Source organism: Noviherbaspirillum sp. (genome assembly GCF_036846085.1).
GTDB lineage: Bacteria > Pseudomonadota > Gammaproteobacteria > Burkholderiales > Burkholderiaceae_D > Noviherbaspirillum.
The window spans coordinates 1-21,414 of the sequence record NZ_DAIUCO010000011.1; the positions used below are offsets into that span (position 1 = coordinate 1).

The 21,414-nt window shown below is 53.8% G+C and carries 23 protein-coding genes; 11 read left to right on the top strand and 12 right to left on the bottom strand.

The features are described from left to right. Nucleotides 1-16 precede the first annotated feature (16 nt). A complete protein-coding gene (locus tag V7080_RS02365) occupies nt 17-3,187 on the top strand; it encodes an efflux RND transporter permease subunit (protein ID WP_334186790.1) in 3,171 nt (1,056 codons plus the stop codon). Nucleotides 3,188-3,284: 97 nt separating this feature from the next. Here the strand turns inward: V7080_RS02365 and V7080_RS02370 are convergent, their stop codons facing one another. Then, nucleotides 3,285-3,554 (bottom strand): hypothetical protein, encoded by a 270-nt coding sequence (locus V7080_RS02370; protein WP_334186791.1) that lies wholly within the window; start codon nt 3,552-3,554, stop codon nt 3,285-3,287. 42 nt (nt 3,555-3,596) lie between these two features. Between V7080_RS02370 and V7080_RS02375 the strand changes: the two genes are divergently transcribed. From V7080_RS02375 to V7080_RS02410, 8 genes are all read left to right on the top strand, one after another. Next, a complete protein-coding gene (locus tag V7080_RS02375) occupies nt 3,597-3,749 on the top strand; it encodes a hypothetical protein (RefSeq protein WP_334186792.1) in 153 nt (50 codons plus the stop codon). Nucleotides 3,750-3,833: 84 nt separating this feature from the next. Continuing rightward, nucleotides 3,834-4,811, top strand: coding sequence for a hypothetical protein (locus V7080_RS02380; protein WP_334186793.1), 978 nt, complete (start codon nt 3,834-3,836; stop codon nt 4,809-4,811). Between the two features lie 239 nt (nt 4,812-5,050). Then, nucleotides 5,051-5,431 (top strand): DUF2946 domain-containing protein, encoded by a 381-nt coding sequence (locus tag V7080_RS02385; protein WP_334186794.1) that lies wholly within the window; start codon nt 5,051-5,053, stop codon nt 5,429-5,431. Nucleotides 5,432-5,607: 176 nt separating this feature from the next. Further along, a complete protein-coding gene (locus V7080_RS02390) occupies nt 5,608-6,036 on the top strand; it encodes a copper chaperone PCu(A)C (RefSeq protein WP_334186795.1) in 429 nt (142 codons plus the stop codon). A gap of 2 nt (nt 6,037-6,038) precedes the next feature. Beyond that, the gene (locus tag V7080_RS02395) at nt 6,039-6,647 is read left to right on the top strand and encodes an SCO family protein (RefSeq protein WP_334186796.1); all 609 of its coding nucleotides are present in this window, start codon (nt 6,039-6,041) and stop codon (nt 6,645-6,647) included. Between the two features lie 10 nt (nt 6,648-6,657). Next, nucleotides 6,658-7,104: a protein-disulfide reductase DsbD N-terminal domain-containing protein gene (locus V7080_RS02400; protein WP_334186797.1), complete on the top strand. Its 447-nt coding sequence runs from the start codon at nt 6,658-6,660 to the stop codon at nt 7,102-7,104. Continuing rightward, a complete protein-coding gene (locus tag V7080_RS02405; protein ID WP_334186798.1) occupies nt 7,059-7,586 on the top strand; it encodes a disulfide bond formation protein B in 528 nt (175 codons plus the stop codon). The genes V7080_RS02400 and V7080_RS02405 overlap by 46 nt, the downstream gene beginning before the upstream one ends. Then, nucleotides 7,583-8,242 (top strand): DsbA family protein, encoded by a 660-nt coding sequence (locus V7080_RS02410; protein ID WP_334186799.1) that lies wholly within the window; start codon nt 7,583-7,585, stop codon nt 8,240-8,242. The genes V7080_RS02405 and V7080_RS02410 overlap by 4 nt, the downstream gene beginning before the upstream one ends. A gap of 142 nt (nt 8,243-8,384) precedes the next feature. Here V7080_RS02410 and V7080_RS25355 read toward each other — a convergent pair whose 3' ends face one another. After that, nucleotides 8,385-8,792 carry a Cd(II)/Pb(II)-responsive transcriptional regulator gene (locus V7080_RS25355; RefSeq protein ID WP_442947170.1) on the bottom strand — a complete coding sequence of 136 codons (408 nt, stop codon included), beginning with the start codon at nt 8,790-8,792 and terminating at the stop codon, nt 8,385-8,387. 528 nt (nt 8,793-9,320) lie between these two features. Here V7080_RS25355 and V7080_RS02415 point away from each other — a divergent pair. Together V7080_RS02415 and lspA are read left to right on the top strand one after the other, a co-directional pair. Continuing rightward, nucleotides 9,321-10,169, top strand: coding sequence for a cation transporter (locus V7080_RS02415; protein WP_334186825.1), 849 nt, complete (start codon nt 9,321-9,323; stop codon nt 10,167-10,169). A 7-nt stretch (nt 10,170-10,176) separates the two neighbouring features. Next, nucleotides 10,177-10,668, top strand: coding sequence for a signal peptidase II (gene lspA, locus V7080_RS02420; protein WP_334186800.1), 492 nt, complete (start codon nt 10,177-10,179; stop codon nt 10,666-10,668). A gap of 162 nt (nt 10,669-10,830) precedes the next feature. Here lspA and V7080_RS02425 read toward each other — a convergent pair whose 3' ends face one another. The 10 genes from V7080_RS02425 to V7080_RS02470 form a co-directional block, all read right to left on the bottom strand. Continuing rightward, nucleotides 10,831-10,962, bottom strand: a complete 132-nt coding sequence (locus V7080_RS02425) for a hypothetical protein (RefSeq protein ID WP_334186801.1) — start codon at nt 10,960-10,962, stop codon at nt 10,831-10,833. 655 nt (nt 10,963-11,617) lie between these two features. Next, entirely contained in the window at nt 11,618-11,962 is a 345-nt protein-coding gene (locus V7080_RS02430) for a DUF2946 family protein (protein WP_334186802.1), read from the bottom strand. A 275-nt stretch (nt 11,963-12,237) separates the two neighbouring features. Then, a complete protein-coding gene (locus V7080_RS02435; RefSeq protein ID WP_334186803.1) occupies nt 12,238-13,173 on the bottom strand; it encodes a cation diffusion facilitator family transporter in 936 nt (311 codons plus the stop codon). A gap of 76 nt (nt 13,174-13,249) precedes the next feature. Further along, nucleotides 13,250-13,636 carry a hypothetical protein gene (locus V7080_RS02440; RefSeq protein ID WP_334186804.1) on the bottom strand — a complete coding sequence of 129 codons (387 nt, stop codon included), beginning with the start codon at nt 13,634-13,636 and terminating at the stop codon, nt 13,250-13,252. A gap of 21 nt (nt 13,637-13,657) precedes the next feature. Next, entirely contained in the window at nt 13,658-16,843 is a 3,186-nt protein-coding gene (locus V7080_RS02445) for a CusA/CzcA family heavy metal efflux RND transporter (RefSeq protein ID WP_334186805.1), read from the bottom strand. An 18-nt stretch (nt 16,844-16,861) separates the two neighbouring features. After that, entirely contained in the window at nt 16,862-18,448 is a 1,587-nt protein-coding gene (locus V7080_RS02450; protein ID WP_334186806.1) for an efflux RND transporter periplasmic adaptor subunit, read from the bottom strand. 8 nt (nt 18,449-18,456) lie between these two features. Next, nucleotides 18,457-19,749 (bottom strand): TolC family protein, encoded by a 1,293-nt coding sequence (locus tag V7080_RS02455; protein WP_334186807.1) that lies wholly within the window; start codon nt 19,747-19,749, stop codon nt 18,457-18,459. An 87-nt stretch (nt 19,750-19,836) separates the two neighbouring features. Continuing rightward, the gene (gene czcI / locus V7080_RS02460; RefSeq protein WP_334186808.1) at nt 19,837-20,190 is read right to left on the bottom strand and encodes a cation efflux protein, CzcI family; all 354 of its coding nucleotides are present in this window, start codon (nt 20,188-20,190) and stop codon (nt 19,837-19,839) included. Nucleotides 20,191-20,266: 76 nt separating this feature from the next. Continuing rightward, the gene (locus V7080_RS02465) at nt 20,267-20,605 is read right to left on the bottom strand and encodes a DUF3703 domain-containing protein (RefSeq protein ID WP_334186809.1); all 339 of its coding nucleotides are present in this window, start codon (nt 20,603-20,605) and stop codon (nt 20,267-20,269) included. A 3-nt stretch (nt 20,606-20,608) separates the two neighbouring features. Then, nucleotides 20,609-21,175 carry a cation transporter gene (locus V7080_RS02470; protein WP_334186810.1) on the bottom strand — a complete coding sequence of 189 codons (567 nt, stop codon included), beginning with the start codon at nt 21,173-21,175 and terminating at the stop codon, nt 20,609-20,611. Between the last annotated feature and the right edge of the window lie 239 nt (nt 21,176-21,414).

Here is a 21,414-nt window from a genome sequence, read left to right on the forward strand (position 1 = left end):
ACACTGGAGTTGCCAAATGATTGCCAACCTGATCCGCTGGTCGATTGCCAACCGCTTCCTCGTGCTATTGGCGACCGTGATGATGACGGCCTGGGGCGTCTGGTCATTGTCGCGCACCCCTGTTGATGCCTTGCCCGATTTGTCCGATGTACAGGTGATCATCCGCACGACGTACGCTGGCCAGGCACCGCAGATTGTTGAAAACCAGGTGACGTACCCGCTCACCACCACCATGCTGTCAGTGCCGGGCGCGAAAACGGTGCGGGGCTATTCGTTCTTCGGTGACTCCTTCGTCTACATTCTTTTCGAAGATGGTACCGATCCGTACTGGGCGCGCTCGCGGGTACTGGAATACCTGAACCAGGTGCAATCACGGTTGCCACCCCAGGCAAAAGCGTCGCTCGGGCCCGATGCCACCGGTGTCGGCTGGGTGTACGAATATGCGCTGGTGGACCGCAGCGGCAAGATGGACTTGTCGCAGCTGCGCACGCTGCAGGACTGGTTCCTCAAATATGAACTCAAGACGGTGCCAAACGTGTCGGAAGTGGCAAGCATTGGCGGCATGGTCAGGCAATACCAGATCGTGCTCGATCCCGACAAGCTGCGCGCCTATAACATCCCGCATGGCAGGATCGTCGAGGCAGTGCAAAAGGCGAATCAGGAAACCGGCGGCTCGGTGCTCGAACTCGGCGAGGCGGAATACATGGTACGCGCGTCGGGCTACCTGCAATCGCTGGATGACTTCCGCAAAATACCGCTGACGACAACCGACGCCGGAGTATCGGTTCGGTTGGGCGATGTGGCACGAGTCCAGGTTGGCCCGGAGATGCGGCGCGGCATTGCCGAACTGAACGGCGAAGGGGAAGTCGCGGGCGGCGTAATCGTGATGCGGTCGGGGAAAAATGCACTGGAAACTATCGACGCGGTCAAGGCAAAGCTGGAGGCGCTGAAGCCCGGTTTGCCGGCAGGTGTCGAGATCATTCCGACCTACGACCGCTCACAATTGATCAACAGCGCTGTCAAAAATCTTGAGTTTAAGCTGATTGAAGAGTTTATCGTCGTGGCACTCGTCTGCGCAATATTCCTGTTTCACATCCGCTCGGCACTGGTGGCAATCATTTCACTGCCACTCGGGATTCTTGCAGCTTATATCGTCATGTATTACCAAGGCGTCAATGCCAACATCATGTCGCTGGGCGGCATCGCGATCGCCATTGGCGCGATGGTGGATGCGGCGGTGGTAATGATCGAGAACGCGCACAAGCACATCGAGGCGTGGGATCATGCGCATCCGGGCAAGAAACTGGAGGGGGACGCGCATTGGCGGGTGATCGGCGATGCGGCGGCGGAAGTGGGGCCGGCGCTTTTCTTCTCGCTCCTGATCATCGTGCTGTCGTTCATTCCGGTGTTTACACTGGAGGCGCAGGAAGGACGGCTATTTGCGCCGCTGGCCTTTACCAAAACCTATGCGATGGCCGCTGCTGCCGGCCTGGCGGTGACACTGATTCCGGTACTGATGGGCTATCTGATTCGCGGGCGCATTCCAGCCGAAAACAAGAATCCGCTCAACCGTTTCCTGATCGCGCTCTACCGGCCATTACTGGAACGCGTATTGCGCTTTCCAAAGACCACTTTACTGGTAGCGGCGCTGATTGCGGGCGTGACAATTTGGCCAATGACGCGGCTGGGCGGTGAATTCATGCCGCCGCTGGATGAAGGCGACCTGCTGTATATGCCATCCGCTTTACCTGGCCTGTCAGCCGGCAAGGTATCTGAACTACTGCAGCAAACCGACCGGTTGATCAAAACCGTTCCTGAAGTGGCTACTGTGTTCGGGAAGGCGGGCCGCGCTGAAACAGCAACGGATCCGGCTCCACTGGAAATGTTCGAGACCACGATCCAGTTCAAGCCGCGCGACCAATGGCGGCCAGGCATGACGCCCGACAAGCTGGTACAAGAACTTGACCGGGTGGTAAAGGTGCCAGGTTTGTCGAATATCTGGGTGCCGCCGATCCGCAACCGCATCGATATGCTGGCGACCGGCATCAAAAGTCCGGTCGGCGTCAAGGTCGCTGGTACGGATTTGAAAGAAATCGACCGCATCGCCAGCCAGATTGAACAGGCGGTGAAAAATGTGCCTGGTGTTTCTTCGGCGCTGGCCGAAAGACTGACTGGAGGCCGCTACGTCGATGTGAATATCAACCGCGACATGGCGGCACGCTATGGCATGAACATCGCCGACGTGCAAAGCATTGTATCGGCCGCCATTGGGGGCGACAACATCGGTGAAACGGTCGAGGGTCTGCAGCGATTTCCAATCAACATGCGTTATCCACGCGAGGTGCGCGATTCGGTTGAAAAGTTGCGCCAGCTGCCGGTGCTGACCGACCGTGGTGCGCAGATCCGCCTGGCGGACGTGGCCCAAATCAAAATCACCGACGGTCCACCGATGCTGCGCAGTGAAAACGCACGGCTTTCGGGCTGGGTATATGTCGATATCCGGGGACGCGACCTCAGTTCCGTCGTGAAGGACATGCAGCAAGTCGTGTCACAGGAAGTCAAACTGCCGGCAGGCTATTCAATTTCCTGGTCAGGCCAGTTCGAGTATCTGGAACGCGCCAGCGCCAAGCTCAAAGTCGTGGTCCCGGCCACCTTGCTGATTATTTTCGTGCTGTTGTATCTGACGTTCAAGCGTTTCGACGAAGCGACGCTGATCATGGCAACGCTGCCGTTCGCGCTGGCTGGCGGGATCTGGCTGCTCTGGCTACTCGGACACAACCTGTCCGTGGCCAGTGGCGTTGGGTTCATCGCGCTAGCCGGAGTATCGGCCGAGTTTGGCGTCATCATGCTGCTGTATCTCAAGCAGGCGTGGGAAGCCCGGCTGGCACAGGGCAAAAGCGGTGAACAGGATTTGATGGATGCAATCCGCGAAGGCGCTGTACTGCGCGTACGCCCCAAAGCAATGACGGTGGCTGTCATCATCGCCGGCCTGGTGCCAATCATGACTGGATCCGGCACCGGCTCGGAGGTGATGCAGAGGATTGCCGCTCCGATGGTGGGGGGCATGATTTCGGCACCGCTACTGTCGATGTTCGTAGTGCCCATCGTGTATTTGCTGATCCGTCGAAGAGAACTCCGTCGATCAGCATCTAAACCCGTTGCCCACGAAAACATCGTCCCAGCTTAAACATTTTCAATAAGGTAGGCACACGAAATGAAATCCACTCAGATTACATCTGGCATAAAGGTAGGCACGGAGAATAAAGGGTAGCGAATCGTTAACTTCATTCACAAAAAGCCAATTGCAGTTTCCGCAAAAGCTTAAAAAGTTCGCTGCAATTTATGCCAAAAATAGCGTTTGATTGCGCAAAAACATATTGCACAGTCGGCATCCAGCCACTAGAATTAGTTTCAATCGCATGAAAATCACTAGATATAGTGTTTTGCGATGGAGAGGACTCCGGGACAATAACGTCCCGGAGCATGAAAAACCCCGTGATGGCGGCTTTCGTCGGGAAACCTAAGTTTGCCATATTTAACTGTACTGTCAACAAGATCAGTCACGGGGTCTCTCCTTTGACACAGGAGTCACACCCATGGCAAAAGCCAAAACCCCTACCATCACGAACCATCGTGACGCAAAGACCGGTCAGTTTGTTACCCCAGAATATGTAAAGCGCCACCCTGGAACAACAACAACCGAACGCAATCCCCTGCCAAAACCTTCAGCACCACGAAAGAAACCGTAATCTCGGTTGCATCAGTCCATGTTTGATCGAGGCGGCATATTGCCGCCTCGATCAAGCACGTGTGAATTTTTGGGAAAGGGTTCAATGCCAAATCTGAAAACGCCTGCTGACATACGAAATCTTCCCCAGTATGTCGATTCCATCCCGCGCGACAAAACACTTATTAACCGCGTCATCGATTATTACTTCGTTAAACCCAGAATAAAATGCAGCCTCTGCGGCACTCCGCATAATGATGGATACATCGTTGAGCTAACCGATGGCCAGAAGACAAACATTGGTAACGTTTGCGGCGCGAGCATTGAGAACTTTGAGCGCGAACGAGACAAATTTAACGAACACATTCGCCGCCCTTTGCTCACGAAAAAGGTATCGGAAGCGACGACGAAGATCGCAATGCTGCAGTGGCAACTGGAAGAAATGCGCCATAAAGCCGACGCACTGCTTTCAAAGCGAAATGCATTTGCTGCCAGATTCCCAATCGTATATCAAGACCTGGTCCGGCGAGCGGGCGAAAACCGTCGAGATGTTTATGAATCGGTTCAACGCTCCAAGGAAGCCATCGATGATGCGCTGGCAGCGAATCCTTACCAGTCTCATGAGTCATTGCGAATTGAAGAAAAGTTTCGTGGAACGATTGCTGGCTATAAGTTCCTGAGCGTTGACTGGTCTTTCGAACATGGCATTCGTAAAGTGTTCCACGACACGCCGAAATTCCTCGACATTCAGCCGCAAAAGCTTGAAATTCAGGAACTCAACCGGTGGGCAAATTGGAGTGATGATTACGGAAATTTGGTGAGAACCGTCGCTGTTGCCATTCAGGATGGCGAACAGTTTTTGACGAAGCAAAACTTTGAATTGTTTGCTTTCCTGCCCCCTTCGTCAGATATTCAGCAAAGGTTGCGCGCCTTAACCGCGAAGGACCTCACGCCCATGTCTGTCGAGGTTGTGCCAACCAAACCAATGACGCTACCGATAAGCACAAAGCGTGCATCGCATGCGCAAACGAGAGAACAACTCAGTAACAAAGAGCGACGGCGACTTCTTGGGAAACGGTGGTAATAACGAACATTCCCACGTTCATTGCCGGTGCCGAGATCCGTGACAAGCATGAAAACATGCTTGCCGGAACCGGCGGAACCTAATCGACATGATTCAGGCAATGGAGAAGAGCGAATTGCATCGGCACCCAGTAAATCGGCTGCACGCCAACGTGACGTAAGGTTTGTAGGATCGATACTGCGCATTCAACGTCAGTTCACACACTGCGATAAAATCGCGGGATGGGAATGAATCGTGTCATGCGCCGACTAACTGCCTGGATAGCTTGCTTTGCCATCCTGCTGGTTTCGCTCGCGCCATCAATTTCCCATGCCATTGCCACACCAAGCAAAGCAAGCACGGGCTGGGGCGAAATTTGTACTTCCTCGGGGACCAAAGTAGTTAAATCGACCGGGGATCAGACGGTCAATCCAATTTCATCGGCGAAGCACGATCTGCATTACGAGGATTGTCCGTTCTGCCGTACCCAGAATGACAGTTCTGGCCCGCCACCCGCTTTCCTTGCCACACCTCTCGTGGTAGTCAGCCCTCTATTGTCTCCGGTGCTTTTCTACGAAGCGCCGCGCCCGTTATTCGTGTGGGCTTCTGCGCAGTCTCGCGCCCCTCCTGCTTCGTCCTGACCTAATTATTTGCAGGTAGCTTTCCACCACGACCGCTGGTCACTGGGCTGCCACGTGCTCTATCAAACAGCGTCACTGTTGAAACGACGCTATTCCTTCCTCAAGAAGAAACGGTGCGTACGTGAAGTCATGCAAATTTGGCATTGCCGCTTCGTTCTTCACTATTAGGATTCAAGATGAAAACACTCATACTGGCAACCGTGCTGGGCACACTTGCCACCTCCACATTGGCGGACGTTATTGTCCAAGACGCATGGGCGCGTGCCACAGTGCCCGGCCAACCAGTCGGCGCGATCTACATGAAAATCAGCAGCCGTGTTCAAACGACCTTGGCGCACGCTGAAACTGACGTTGCGAAGGAAGTGCAAGTACATAACATGCATCTGCACGACGACGTCATGAAAATGCGTGAACAGGGCCAGATCGACATACCCGCCGGCAAGCTGATCGACTTGGCACCGGGCGGGACGCACCTGATGATGCTCGGCCTCAAGCGCCAATTAACTGCAGGCGAAGATGTAGCGGTCAAGCTCACGTTCATCGATGCAAAAAAGGTGGAGTCCACCACCGTGATCCATGTTCCCGTTCGTCCCTTGAGAAAGTAACCATGTTATCGAGCATCAGAAAGTCTCTTGTACTGTTCTGGCTTTTCGCGTTAACCATGGCATTGGTTGCATGCGAAAAAGCCGGCGCTCCAGCGCAAAAGTTTTTAGCGGTGGATATTACTGGTGGCCCATGGGGCAAAAATTTCCATCTGACCGACCATCATGGGCAACCCCACAGCATTGACGACTTCAAGGGAAAAGCAGTCGTCCTGTTCTTTGGTTACACGAACTGCCCGGATGTGTGCCCCACTACTATGGTCAAGCTTGCTTCCGTCATGGAGAAGTTGGGAAAGGATGCAGAGCGCGTGCAGGTATTGATGGTGACGCTGGATCCAGCACGCGACACACCGGACATACTCAAAAAATATGTGCCGGCTTTTTACCCAACGTTCGTCGGCCTGAGCGGCAACGAGCAGCAAGTCGATAGCACGGCGAAAGAATTCAAGGTCATGCGTGCCTTGCAAAAAGCAAACGGAAACGGCTTTTACACAGTCGACCACTCGGGCGGCACCTACGCCTACGATCCCCAGGGACGGCTACGCTTATTCATCAGCGATGAGCATTCCCCGGACGTCATTGCACAAGATCTGAAAACATTACTAAACACTTAGAGAGATTACCATGCGTATATTCAACCCCGTCAATACAAGAATTTTGACTGGCCTCCTTGGCGTTGCGCTTTTGGGCGGCGTGCATGCACAGGATGATTTACTCGACCCGGAGAAGGCGTTTCGGTTGCAGGTGCATCAGAAAGATGCGCAAACCGTGGTCGCCCGGTTTGACGTCGCAAAGGACTATTACCTGTACAAGGACAGGATGCGTTTTAGTGTCAAGGACGCACCGGGCGTCACGATCCAGTCGATCAAGTATCCAGCAGGGATCGTCAAACAAGACCCAAATTTTGGCAAAGTGGAAGTATTCAAAAGCACGGTCGAAGTGGAGCTCTTGTTGAAGCGCTCAGCCAACAGTAACAAAATGACACTTCTGACCGACTATCAAGGCTGCGAGGAAAAGCGTGGGGTGTGCTATATGCCGATGCAGAAATCAGCAGCATTGACGTTGCGATGAGGACGGAGCCACCCATTAAAGCAGCGACCCTGTCGTCCGCTGTCGCATTGGTAGGGTCAGCAACGGCGTCTGCCATTTGGCAGCTGGGTTTCGCGGCCTGGCTGATTGCAGCGATTTCCACGCTGGCGGCGCTGTTTCTCGGCGAGGTCATGGGACTGACCCCATGTGTTCTGTGCTGGTACCAGCGTATCTGCATGTTCCCACTGGTGTTCATACTTGCTGCCGGTCTGTTTCCGTTTGATCCAAGAATTGTGCGCTATGCACTTCCGCTATCGTCGGCAGGCTGGCTGATTGCTGTGTTCCATTTGTTGCTTGAAAAAGGGGTTATTGCCGAGTCCGTGACGCCGTGCACGCAAGGCGTTCCTTGTTCCCAGGTGCAAATCGAATGGTTCGGCTTTGTGACGATTCCGTTGCTCGCCGTTGCCGCTTTTACCGTTATCAATGCTTTACTTATTGTTATTTACTTTAGGGCTTCCAAGTGAAACAAAAAACCATCTTTATTGCCACCGCTGTCCTCCTCGTGGTGGCATTTGGTCTCGGTGTTCAGTTCTACAAGAGCCAAAAAACGGAGCAGGCGTCACAAGCGACAGCGCAAAATCAGGCTTCGCTCGTCAGGTCGCATTCGCCCACCATGGGTAACGCTAATGCGCCAGTGCACATCGTCGAGTTTTTCGATCCTGCATGCGAAGCGTGCCGGGCGTTCTATCCTTTCGTAAAAGAGCTGATGGCCGCTCACGACGGAAAAATACGATTGTCTATCCGGTACGCGCCGTTTCATCGGGGTGCGGATGAGGTCGTCAAGGTGCTAGAGGCAGCGGGCAAGCAAGGCAAGTATTGGCAAACGTTGGAAGCCTTGCTGGCTTCTCAGCCTGTCTGGGCAGAGCACCACGCTGCGGATATGGACCTGGTCTGGAAGCATCTCGACGGTTTAGGTTTGGATCTTGAACGCCTGAAAACCGACATGAAATCGCCAGAAATCGCTCGTGTGATTCAGCAGGATCTTGAAGATCTGAAGACACTGAATGTCACCAAAACCCCAGAATTCTTCGTCAACGGCAAACCGCTGCCATCCTTCGGGCCCGAACAGTTGCAGAAGCTGGTCGAAGAAACGCTGGCAAGTGCTAATAAAAATAGTTAGTGGTGTCAGTTATATTTTAGAGTCTTCATTACGCCGGTATTGCGCCGGCGTTGTCACCGCAACGGAAGGCAGTGTCGAGGCCTCTGTGGGGAATGTGAATCCCAAGTACCAAATTGGGTGAGACAAGCAGTGTATCAACCGTTCAGGAAGCATTGACTGAAGGACTTCCAAGCGCGGCAAGTACCCCACACCCGGACGATACCCCTGGAACAGCGCACCGACTTCGCAATTTTCTCAGGTCACGTTCCAGCAATTTCAATGCCTCCATCTGCATGCGTATTTGCTCAAGGTGACTTTCCAAGCACGCATTCACGTCACTGCAGTCAAGCACCGGATGGTCATGCATGTCCACGAGCCGTTCAGTTTCTGCCAATGTTAAGCCTAACGACCGGCAGTTTCTTATGAACAAGAGCCGTTCCAAGTCCTTTTCGTCGTACACACGATAATTTGAGTCCGAGCGTGCTGCCGCCCCGAGTAAGCCTTTGCGCTCGTAAAAACGGATCGTGACTGTTTGGCAGTTTGCCGCTTTTGCAAGTTCTCCGATTCTCATATCTCCTCCATTGACCTTATACCTAGTATAAGCTTTATCCTGAACGTGTATGGAAAACCGGACGGAGCACACAGGATGTTAAATTCAAAACGTTCACTTCGAAAAAGCACTTTCTCAATCCCCAAAATGGATTGCCCGTCGGAAGAAAACCTGATCCGAATGGCGCTCAATAACCAAAATGACATCGAGTCGCTGTCGTTTGACCTGAAAAAACGGGAACTCCAGGTGGTCCATGGTGGACAGCCAGATAGCGTGCTTAACCGCCTTGAGTCCTTGAAACTGGGCACGACGTTGCGCGAATCGAGTGAATTGCCAGTACCAGATCAAACCGACCATCATGAAAGTATCTTTTCGATTCCTAAGATGGATTGTGCATCGGAAGAAAACCTTGTTCGAATGGCGCTTGGGGGCACGGCAAACATCAATTCACTCCAATTTGATTTGGCTAAACGTGCATTGAAAGTGGTGCATCAAGGAGATCCGGAGGCGATTCTGGGCCGGCTGCGACCACTGCAACTGGGCGCGGTAATGCAGGAGTCCCGCAAGCTGTCCCCATCTCCTGATACTGCCGGCCTATATCGGAGTACCTTTTCGGTTCCAAAGATGGATTGTGCGTCCGAGGAAAATCTGATTCGCATGGCATTAAGTGACACTTCTGACGTCCAGTCACTGGCATTCAAATTGCCGACCCGAGAGCTTGCCGTCGTTCACCGGGGCGACGCGCAAGCGATTCTCAAGCAACTTGAGCCATTGCAGCTCGGTGCCGAGCTTCGCGACACAGCTCCGGTTTCACCAGGATACGCTGCCGCACCGGCGAAGGATGCGGAAGACAAGGCCGAGGCCCGCACATTACGCATCCTTCTGGGGATAAACGGCGCAATGTTTGTTCTTGAACTTGCTTTGGGTCTGATTGCGCAATCGACCGGTTTGATTGCCGATTCTTTGGATATGTTTGCTGATGCCGCCGTCTATGGACTCGCACTCTACGCGGTAGGCAGGGCAGCGAGCATGAAGGCGCGAGCTGCCCATCTTGCTGGGTGGCTGCAACTTGTGCTCGCTGTCGGCGCACTTGTCGAAGTCATGCGACGTTTTATTTATGGCAGCGAACCGGAGTCAACGCTCATGATGGGAGTGGGACTGATCGCCCTGATTGCCAATGTGACTTGCCTGGCGTTGATATCTAAAAAACGTGACAGAGGCGCGCATATGACGGCCAGCTACATCTTTTCGGCGAACGATGTGATCGCCAATCTAGGCGTCATCATTGCCGGCGCATTGGTGGCATTGACAGAGTCCCCGTATCCAGACCTGATCATCGGCACCATCATTGGTTTCATTGTGGTAAACGGTGCCCGACGCATTCTTCGGTTGGCTTAGGAACAGAATGAGCAAACCTGAAAATCGTGGATGGGCAGCGTTAAGCTTCGTCGCCTTTGTCTTCTTACTGGACGTGGGATCAAAGGAGGCAATTGTTTCGTACTTCCAGCTTCATGAGTCAATACCAGTTGCGACATTTTTTAACCTGGGTTATTGGTTAAATCCGGGTGCCGCATTTAGCTTCCTCAGCGATGCGGGAGGCTGGCAACGCTATTTTTTCTCTGCAATCGCACTGGGTGTCGTAATCTGTCTTTGTTTCGCGCTTTGGAACAACGCATCCCTGAAAATGTCATCCCAAGCAGCGTTCGCACTGGTTGCAGGAGGAGCGGCAGGTAATCTGTATGACCGCATAACTCGCGGCGCGGTCGTCGACTGGATAGATCTGCATGTAGCCAACTGGCATTGGCCAGCGTTCAACATTGCCGACTGTGCGATTGTGGCAGGCGCAGCTATCCTCGTCATTTCCCAAGCAGGCGCTAAATCGCATCGGGATGAATAAGAACATCAATTCGACTACCTGGAGAGAAACCACCGAGCCTTGAAGCACGCATTATGAATACCTGCGACCAAGAAAACTTCTTCGCGCATCTGACTGCGGCTCGCCGGCTCCCCGACACCCTTGTTTGCAAAGGCGTCGGGTTTTTCTAGCTACGACAAAAACTTATCGTCCTCCGCCTCGATAAGTATCATCAATCGTTGAGGTTGGCTTACCGGATTGCCCGCTCTTGCTTGAGCCAAATGTCGAACAACCGATCAGGGCAATGGCCGCAACTGCAATAAAAAGCTTTTTCATAATGTCTTTCCTTTGTTTGATTGAAGAAATCAGATGGTTGGTACGAGACGTCTACCTGCTACCGCCCCGGTACATATCGTCCTGAGAGGTGCTCTGAGCACCTGTCCTGCTCATAGTGTTAGTTCCCAGCGCGGAACAACCTGCCAGTACAAGCGCTGTGATTAATGCAAAAAGCTTTTTCATGTAAACCACCTTTGTTCGAAGTAATAATGTGTTTGCAAAAACAGGCCACGTTTCCCATTCATCTACGGCACTTTTGACATACAAGGCTTCGCCGTATTGGAATGTTTGGCCAAGTGCTGCCTGTTTGCACCGAAATTCGCCAGCGCCAACTTTTCAATGAATTGCTATAGAAATCAATTCGGTATCAAGTCGCTTATAGTCACCAAAACCTGCTCGCCTACTGCCGACGGGAAGTGCTGGAGGTCTACGTGATTAACCTCACATCGGACCATGCGGTAACCATGACATCGTCTATCGATCAATCCCTGCGACGCTCGGCGTACTCTGTGCGCCAAGCAAAGGCAAGACGAAGCCCATTCCTGCCGAATGAACAGGACCGAACCAGGTACCGAGTTTTATAGCGAAATGAAAACCAGCCGACGAAACGTGCGCGTCGTATTACATGTACTCGATGAGTAACATGCTTTGCCAGTCAGGTCAGCGGTCGCCAGTTAGGGCGTTCAAGCCCGTCTGGGATGTAGGAAGTAAAGAATATTTGAATACGATCTGATTGCAGCAACCGATCTGAATAAGGTAGAACGGCTAACGTCGGGACCAGGGACGCCTGACACGCCTGGTGACAGTACGTGCAGTCGTCGTGGGGTGTTGATGAACCATCATCAGTCAGGGTCTGCTGATTTTGAGCTTCGTGCTCGTGCTGGTGATGTCCTAAATGTGTGGATTCCTTTTTTTCATGCTGACAATAGACGGCGACTACCGCCCAGGAATACTGGACCGGCAGCACAATCAGCAGAAAAATAAGAAGCAGCTTTTTCACATTTACACCAAAGAGCACTATGTGCTTGGTCCAAAAATTTCATTGTTCATGTACGTGCTTTCGACCGCAGCACTCGTAATCAAAAAGATAAGCTGCATGCGTCAAATAATCAACCAGATATAAGGACCGCTCCTCTTGACTTGAGCATTCTCAACTAGGGCGATTCATTTCAAGCATTCTAGGTTAGGAAGGCACCTGCTTTAACAACATAATCATCTGGTACTGAAGGTAGAGAATCTGAAGCTGAAGTTCCAACTGAATCTCCGTATCTTGCTTCATCCGTGTACATCGGCCATCCCGTGCTCAGGCCCCGCTCCAATCACACATAATTCTCCCTCCAGCTCCACGTCGACGGTAACGTGCTCAAACGTACGTTCATCAAGAAGTCGTCGTACCTGACTTTTTGCTTCAATCATTTCGTCACGGGTGGTGTCGCGCTTCATCACCAGGTGGGTTGTCAGCACGTGTACTTCGCCGTCGACTGTCCAGCTGTGGGTATGGTGCATGGATAAGACTTTGGGATGGGCAAGAACAGCCTTCTCGAAAGCTTCTACATCAAACGCTTCAGGTACTTTTTGTATGAATACGTTAAAGACTTTCCGCAAGTTGCGAAGCACGTTCCACAGGACGAAAATCGAAATTCCGATGGACAGAATTGGATCGATGATTGGCAGATCCCACACAATCATTACACCCGCACCGATAAGGACGGCAACCCAGCCAAGCGTATCCTCCAGAAGGTGCCAGCTAACGACCTGTTCGGTGAGCGACGATCCTTTCTTAACCTTGAGCACCGCAGCACCATTAAAAATGACGCCGACCACGGCCAAGGCCATCATTCCCGGCGCATTGACTTCTTCGGGAGCAAACAATCGCGGGATAGCGTTCCAAAGAACGAAGCCAAGACCGATGACCAGAACCAAACCGGTAATCAACCCGCCCAGAATGGAATAGCGCCGGTAACCATACGTGTTTTTTGGCGTCCGACCGCGCTGTGACAGGCGGTCGAAGTACCATGCCAGCCCCAATGAAATTGAATCTCCGAGGTCGTGGACCGCATCGCTTAAAATCGCGATGCTGTTGGTCATAATCCCGCCAATCACCTCGATGATGGTAAAAGTCAGATTAAGTAAAAACGCCGTTTTCAAGTTCCCACTGCTGCCATGCGAATGGCCATGGCTGTGGCCGCCGTGTGAATGACCGTCACTCATAATTATTTTTCGCTCTCTGACAGGCACAAGGGATATTCATCCAAATGAATAGCGATTCCCTTGTGCCGTATGTCGTTCATTTCAGCGTAAAACGGACGCTTTGTGGCTTTCCACCTGTCGTCACAGAGGCCACGACCTTCGTTCCTTTGTCTACTTTAAAATTGCCTTTTGCCTCCAGCTTGTTTTCACCGGCCGGCGTCATCTTGACCTCTGATTTGTCGGAAGCAGATAAAAGCGTCAGCGTCGCTGATGCATTTTTTGTGTCGACTGGCTTGCCGTGATCAATGATGTACAACGTGATGATGTCTGGTTTTGCGACCAACTCGTAGTTCACATCTTTAACGACCGATACCACGCCACCATACTTGGGTGCGGCATCGTGATCCTTTTCACTTGCAAAAGCGCCGGTCGACAACGATAGAAGTAACGCAGTTAATGCTGCAATGGTTTTTGTGACTTTCATAAAGCCTCCGTTTAAAAATTACTAGGTAGGTACGTGCTGCGGAACAATAACTGCCCTGTTGGGCTGCTTCTCTTCCTCTTCGTCCTTGCGATATGCCAGGCGATATAGCAGCGGCAAAACCAGCAAGGTCAATGCGGTGGATGACAGGATGCCACCAATGACCACGGTCGCCAGAGGGCGCTGGACTTCCGCTCCAGTTCCGGTGGCAATGGCCATGGGAACAAAGCCGAGCGAGGCGACCAGTGCGGTCATCAACACCGGGCGCAGCCGGGTCAATGCCCCTTCGCGCACGGCCTCGTCCAGCCGCCGGCCTTCTTCCCTAAGGGTCCGGATGAACGAAATCATCACCAGGCCATTCAGCACGGCAACGCCTGACAGCGCAATAAAACCCACGGCTGCCGAAATGGACATGGGGATATCCCGCAGCCAGAGTGCGACGATGCCGCCGGTAAGGGCGAACGGTATTCCGCTAAATACGAGCAAGCCATCCTTGATATTTCCAAACATTGCGAACAGAAGCGTGAAGACCAGAAGCAACGCCAATGGCACGACGACTTGCAAACGTTGTGCAGCAGACTGGAGCTGTTCGAACTGTCCACCCCACGTTGTCCAATACCCGGCTGGCACCTTGACCTGTTCGCGGATGGCGGTTTCTGCTTCGGAAACGAACGAGCCAATATCGCGCCCCCGAACGTTGGCGCTGATCACGATGCGCCGTTTGCCGTCTTCCCGACTGATCTGGTTGGGCCCCGGTGCCAGCTCCAGCGTCGCCACTTCGCCAAGCGGAATGAAGGTTGCCCGACCATTGCCGTTCTCGTTTCGAGGCAGCGAAATGGGCAGCCGTTTCATCGCCTCCAGATCACTTCTCAGGTTTTCCGGAAGCCGGACGATGATGTCAAAGCGACGGTCACCCTGAAACAGCGTGCCGGCTTCTTTACCGCCAATGGCGGTAGCGACCATGTCCTGCACGTCGCCGACGTTCAACCCATACCGCGACGTCTTTTCACGGTCGATATTGACCGTCAACATGGGCAAGCCAGTCGTCTGTTCCACTTTTACTTCGGCTGCGCCGGAGACGCGCCCCAGTGTGGAAGAGATTTTGGCTGCTGTGTCATTCAGTACGTCCATATCGTCACCAAACAGCTTGACAGCCACATCGCTGCGCACACCGGAGATCAACTCGTTGAAGCGAAGCTGGATCGGTTGCGAAAACTCGTAATTACTCCCTGGAATGCGACTGATCGTCTTCTGGACCGCCGCCAGCAGTTCGTCACGTGTTTTCCTCGGCTCAGGCCACTGGTCTTGCGGCTTGAGCATGATGTAGCCGTCGGAGATGTTGGGCGGCATCGGGTCGGACGCGATTTCAGCGGTCCCGGTACGGGCAAAGATGCGGTCGATTTCAGGATGCTGCTTCTTCAGTGTCCGCTCCAGCTGCTGCTGCATGGCGACTGACTGTGACAAGCTCGTCCCTGGAATGCGTAGCGCCTGAATGGCGAAGTCACCTTCGTTGAGGCTGGGCACAAACTCGCTTCCCATGCGGGTCGCCAACAGGCCGGACAGGATGACGGTCACGGCGGCAAATGTCAGTACCACCGCTTTGTTTTCCATCACAAAATCCAGCACCGGGCCGTACATGCGCTTGGCCCCTTGCATGACGACGTTTTCCTTTTCAGCGACCTTGTTTCCGATGAAAAGCGCTACCGCAGCCGGGATGAACGTAATCGACAAGATCATCGCACCGAGCAGCGCAATGACGACGGTGAGCGCCATTGGATGGAACATTCTGCCTTCGACGCCGGTAAGCGCAAAAATTGGCAGATACACCACCATGATGATCAGCTGGCCGTACAGCAGCGGACGGCGTGCTTCCCTCGATGCAGCGAAGACTTCATGAAAGCGTTCAGTTCGGGTAAGCGGACGGCCATGGTGCGCCTGTGCATGCGCCAGCCGGCGAACGCAGTTTTCAACAATTACGACTGCGCCGTCGATGATGATGCCAAAGTCGAGTGCCCCAAGACTCAACAGGTTGGCGCTGACCCCGTTTGACACCATACCGGTAAAGGTAAAGAGCATCGACAGCGGAATCACCATGGCGGTGATGAGTGCCGCGCGGATGTTCCCAAGGAAAAGGAACAGGATCGCAATTACCAACACGGCACCTTCAATGAGGTTTTTCTTCACTGTATTGATGGCTTTATCGACCAGTACCGTGCGGTCATAGACGGTGATCGCCTCTACGCCTTCCGGGAGCGTACGATTGATCTCGACCATTTTCTTGTCGACTGCTTGCGAGACGGTGCGGCTATTCTGGCCGATCAGCATGAACACCGTCCCGAGTACGACTTCCCGACCGTTCTCGGTTGCCGCGCCAGTGCGCAGTTCGCGGCCGATCTCCACTTCCCCGATATCGCGCATGCGAATCGGTACACCCTGGACATTGCCAAGAATGATGTTGCGAATGTCGTCCAGCGACTGCACTTGTCCAGGTGCCCGTATCAACAGCTGTTCGCCGCGCTTTTCGATATAGCCTGCGCCGGCATTGCTGTTATTGCGGTCCAGCGCGTTGACCACATCGTTGAGAGTCAGACCATAAGAAGCGAGTCGCTCCGGAACTGGTGCAACCTGGTATTCCTTGGAATAGCCACCGATCGAATTGATCTCGGTAACGCCGGGAACGTTACGCAACTGCGGTTTAACGATCCAGTCCTGGATTTCGCGCAAGTCGGTCGGCGTATAAGGGGTGCCGTCCGGCTTTTTAGCACCTTCCTTGGCTTCCACCGTCCACAGGTAAATTTCACCGAGGCCAGTCGAAATCGGCCCCATGACAGGGGTTACCCCGGCAGGAAGCCGTTCCTTGGCTTCCTGCAGCCGTTCATTGACAAGTTGCCTGGCAAAGTAGATATCGGTGCCATCCTTGAAGATGACGGTAATTTGGGACAGACCATAGCGTGACAGGGACCGCGTTTGTTCAAGATCGGGCAGTCCGGACATGACCGTTTCCAGCGGAAAGGTAATGCGCTGTTCCGTTTCCAGCGGAGAGTAGCCCGGCGCGGAGGTATTGATTTGCACCTGAACGTTGGTAATGTCCGGGACCGCGTCGATCGGCAGCTTCTGGTAACTGTAAATACCGATGGCTGCCACGCCGAATACGGCAAGCAGGACCAGCCATCGTTGCTCAATGGCGAAACGTATGATGCGTTCAAACATGTTGGTGTCCTTTTCGCATCAGTGAGTGTGTTCGGCGCTGGCTTTACCCTGCTCCGACTTGACGATGAAGCTGCCCGCGCCGGCATATTTGGCACCGGGCTTGAGTCCCTTCACCACCTCGACGACCTTTCCGTCCGTGCGGCCAAGCGTGACTTGCTGCGGGAGAAAGCCGCCAGGGACACGAATAAAGACGGTGGGCTTGTCGTTGACGGTCTGGATGGCGTCAGTTGTAACTGCAACAGGCACTTCCGCTTGGTTGGACACGATTTCGACGTTCACGAATAAACCGGGACGCCATGACATATCAGGGTTCGGCAACGAAACACGCGCCTTTGCGGTACGCGTTTGTTCACCCAGCAGCGAGCCGACATAGGAAATGGTTCCAGGTGCCTTGGCATCGAATGCCGTGGCCTTGACCGTTACTTTTTCTCCGACGCGCACCAAGTTCAGATCTTTTGCCGGAACGGCGACTTCCGCCCAGACCGTCGACAAATCGGAGATCGTAAAAATACTCGCGTCCTCTTTAATCGCTTCGCCTAATGAAAGATGCTTTTCCATGACCATGCCGTCGAACGGGGCGCGGATTTCAAAGGAATTCAGTGAGCCACGACCATTTGCAGTCGCAGTGGCACCCAAGGCAGAAAGCTTTTGCTGCGCATTTCGGACCGCGATTTCAGCTTCCTGCATCGCTTGTTCGGCCTGCAAATAATCCTGCTCAGCGGAAATCTTTTCTTGCCAGAGTTTCTTTTCACGTTCGTAGGTCGTCCTGGCGAGCGTCAATCGTTTTTGTGCCGACAATAATTCGCTGCGCTGCTCAGACAGGCCGGAACTGGCAATGACAGCCAAAACTTGCCCTTTCTTGACCTTCTGTCCGAGATTCGCCTGAACGCTTTCAACGACGCCCGCTGTGCGCGGCACGACATGGGCGGTACGGTCTTCGTTGTAACGAATCTCTCCGGGCAGAGTCAGAGAGCTGTTGATCTTCGCAGCACTCGTTGAATTGACGGCGACACTGGCAGCCTTGATCTGCTCGTCGTCCATCGCGATGGTGCCTTCGGTCTCGGCGAACGTAAAAAGGTAGGGTTCTGTCTTGGTCTGTGCCGCGACAGTCGCCTCGAACACATGCGGTTCAGGCACTGGAGCATTACTCTTCAAATAATCCTTTTCAGGGGTAAAGGCCAGTTCCTGCTTTTCGCCGTCAGGGCGGGTCAGCGTAATCGACACTTTCGCCGCATTGGGTGCGAGCGGCTTTTCCTTGTCGTACAGGTAGACGTGGAAGCGCGGTTCTCCCCCTTCTTCGGCGAGCACGACTTCCAGTCCGAAGTCCCCTTCGGCAAACAGCTTGCCGCCGTGTGGGCCTTTTGCCTGTTCCTCTTCTTCATCATGACCAGCGTCATGGCCATGCTCGTCTTTTCCGCCTTTTTCAGCATGCGCATGCTTGTCGCCGCCCTTTTCTTCGGCGTGCTCTGCATGACCGCCATGGCCATGCGCATCGCCGGCTGGCTTCGCTTTGCCCATTGTCATGATGAGTGCGGCAAGCGCTATACCGACCACCACAATGGCGAGAATTGAAAATAACTGTTTTTTTGAAAGATTGGTTTTCATGATGACTCTTATTGCGGAGTGACCGGCGAGGGTTCGCCAAGAATGCGATCGATGTCAGCGGCGGCGCGGTGCGCCTCTGACAGTGCGCGTAAATACTGGGATTTCGCTTGCAGCAGCGTTCGCTGGGCATCCAGGACATCGAGGAAGCCAAACTTGCCAAACTCGAACCCTTTTGTCGCAGCGTCGTAAGCGCTTTGAGCACCGGGAACGATTTCCTTTTGCAGCGATTGCGCTTCTTGACGGAACACGCTCAACTTTTCGTAGGCTTGCGCGAGTTCGCTGTCCAGGCGAATTTCGGTCGCGGACAGCTCGTCACGCGCCTTGTCGACGCGCCGCAACGATTCGAGAACGTTGCCACGGTTGCTGTCGAACAGCGGCAATGGCACGGAAAGACCGACTAGGGCTTGATTGCGCCCCAGCTCTTCCGAACGCTTGACGCCAACGCTGACCGTCATGTCCGGGATACGTCGGCTGCGCTCCACCTGGGCCAGTGACTGTCGCCGGTCAACTTCATGGCGGGCGCGCACCAGTCCCGGTGCACTTGCCAAGCGCTGCGGCAGACTGGCCAGTTCTGGCAATGCCGGAAGGGTTTCAATCTGGCCTTCCGCTCGTTCGAACTGGGGCGATGGGTTGCCCCATAATGCACTGAGACGCTTTCGCGCCGATACCAGCTCGCTGCGGGCTTGCAGAAGTTCGAGCCGCACACTCGATTCGGCGACACGGGCTTTGGTTTCTTCGACTGGCGAGACCTTGCCGGCAGCAACCCGGCGGGTTGCAACAGTTGTCGCCCGCTGCGCGAGTTCAGCCGATTCCTGTGCAAGGCGCAAACGCTCCTGATTGGCGAGGACATCAAAGAATGCAGCAATCACATTTGCACGCACGTCGGCTCGTCTGGCATTCAGATCTGCCGAGGCAGCGTCACGCCCCCGTTCGGCAGCACGCGTGCGGGCGGATCGCTTGCCGCCCAGCTCGATCGGCTGACTCAACTGGAGTGTCGATTCGCGGGTTTCCCGACGCCTGTCTTCGATGCCGACTTCGACAGACGGGTTGGGCAGGACGTCGGCTTGAAGGACGGACGCTTCCACTGCCTGCAATTCGTATTGGGCAGCAGACAATTCCGGGTTGGACTGCATGGCCAATCGCAGTGCCGACTGTAGCGTCAGCGGTGCCGCTGGTTCGGTAGTGCGAGCGTGGCCAGTGCCGGAATGGGCATAGGTGTTATTGGGTACAGCGGATGTGGTTTGCGCGCCCCCTGGCAAAGTGAATGCCATCAGGGTAAGCGGCAATAAAAACCGAACCATCAAATTCTCCTGTTAAAAGGGATAGAATTTGACGAGACGTCGCCTCGGTTTTAGGTCTGGATCGGCGTGGCAATGCGTCTCGTCGCGTTAGGCGACGAGATGCCAGTCAGGCTTTTGCGGCCCGTCTGGTATGTGAGAGGAGTAATAAGCCTGATGCAGGGATGAATGCGCCTGACCGTTCGGTGGCGTGACGGTTGGCAAATCAACGAAAAACGATGGCTGCCCGGAGAGGTGACAGACAGCGCAATCACTGTCACTCATTAACTGTCTGGGGTCGCCAGAATCGTCGATTTGCTCATTCGCCTGAGCTTGATGCTCATGGGTATGGTGACCGAAATGCGTGGATTGTTCCTGTTCATGCTGGCAATACACGGCAACCGCTGCCCAGGAAAACTGGAACGGTAGCAGGGCCAACATAAAGATGAAGAACAGTTTTTTCACAAGTCAAATCATATCATTGGAAATGGTATTTTTTCGAGCATGGCAAAGTTGCCAACCCGTTTTCCACGTCGGCCCTCTACTTCATCAGCTTCTGCAACGCCGGATCAATCGGCAAACGCCTGAACATGCTGATGTTGGTTCCTCCAGTATTACCTACTGGGACGATTCCTGCTGCCGAACCGAGGGCTCCAAGGACGATGCGGATGGCCTGTCCGACGACTTCTGATACGGATCTGCGCTGGATCGCCACCTTCAGCATCCACCAATGCGTGACAATGTGGGGCATTACGTAGTGCTGCCCAAGAACGTGCGCGATCTCCAAGTGCCCGAACGTCGCATCCAGCCGACCCTGCCGATACAGACGCACTGCGTTCGCCATCTCGGCATCAAAGGCATTCCTTAATTGAGTATTCATCGTTTATCGCCGTTTGAGTTCAATCGTTGCTGTAACAGCAGGGGTTGATTCGGTTTGAGCCTTCAGCTCGCCACGCGCCTGCATGATGACGGTGCGTGCCGCAGACAGGCCGAGTACACCCATAATCATCGCAACCACGATATCCGGCCATCCGGCACCGGTGCCGAACACCCCAAGTGCCGCGAATAATACTGCCACATTTCCGATCGCGTCATTCCTGGTACATAGCCATACCGATTGCATGTTGGCATCGCCATTGCGATAAGCAAACAGCAATATCGCAACAGAGACATTTGCGGCAAGGGCCATGAAGCCAATCGTGCCCATGGTGGTCGCTTCCGGGATCGTTCCGCCAACCAGATTCCACGTGGCCGCGCCCATCACGAAAAGGCCATACACGCCCATCGTGGCACCCTTGAGCAATGCCGTACGCGAACGCCACACTGGCAGCATGCCGAGCACGAATAGCGACACCGCGTAATTGGCGGCATCACCGAAAAAATCGACGGCATCGGCCAGCAAAGAGACGGAGCCGGAAGCCCATCCGCCAATGAGTTCGATGCCAAACATGGCAGCATTGACGACAAGCGCAATCCATAAAATACGGCGATAGATGGATCGACAAGGGGTTTATCGGAGGAGCACCCTCCGGAGCAGCATGCAGACATGGCGTTTTCCTTTAATGGTACCGCTATTAAAAACTCTGTAGTGACTACAGAGTCAAGTACATTTTTAAAAGACATTGCACTTTTAATAATTTTGGCGGAAGCCGTCCTAAATCTTTGTGTTCTTTTTAATGCAGACGGCGC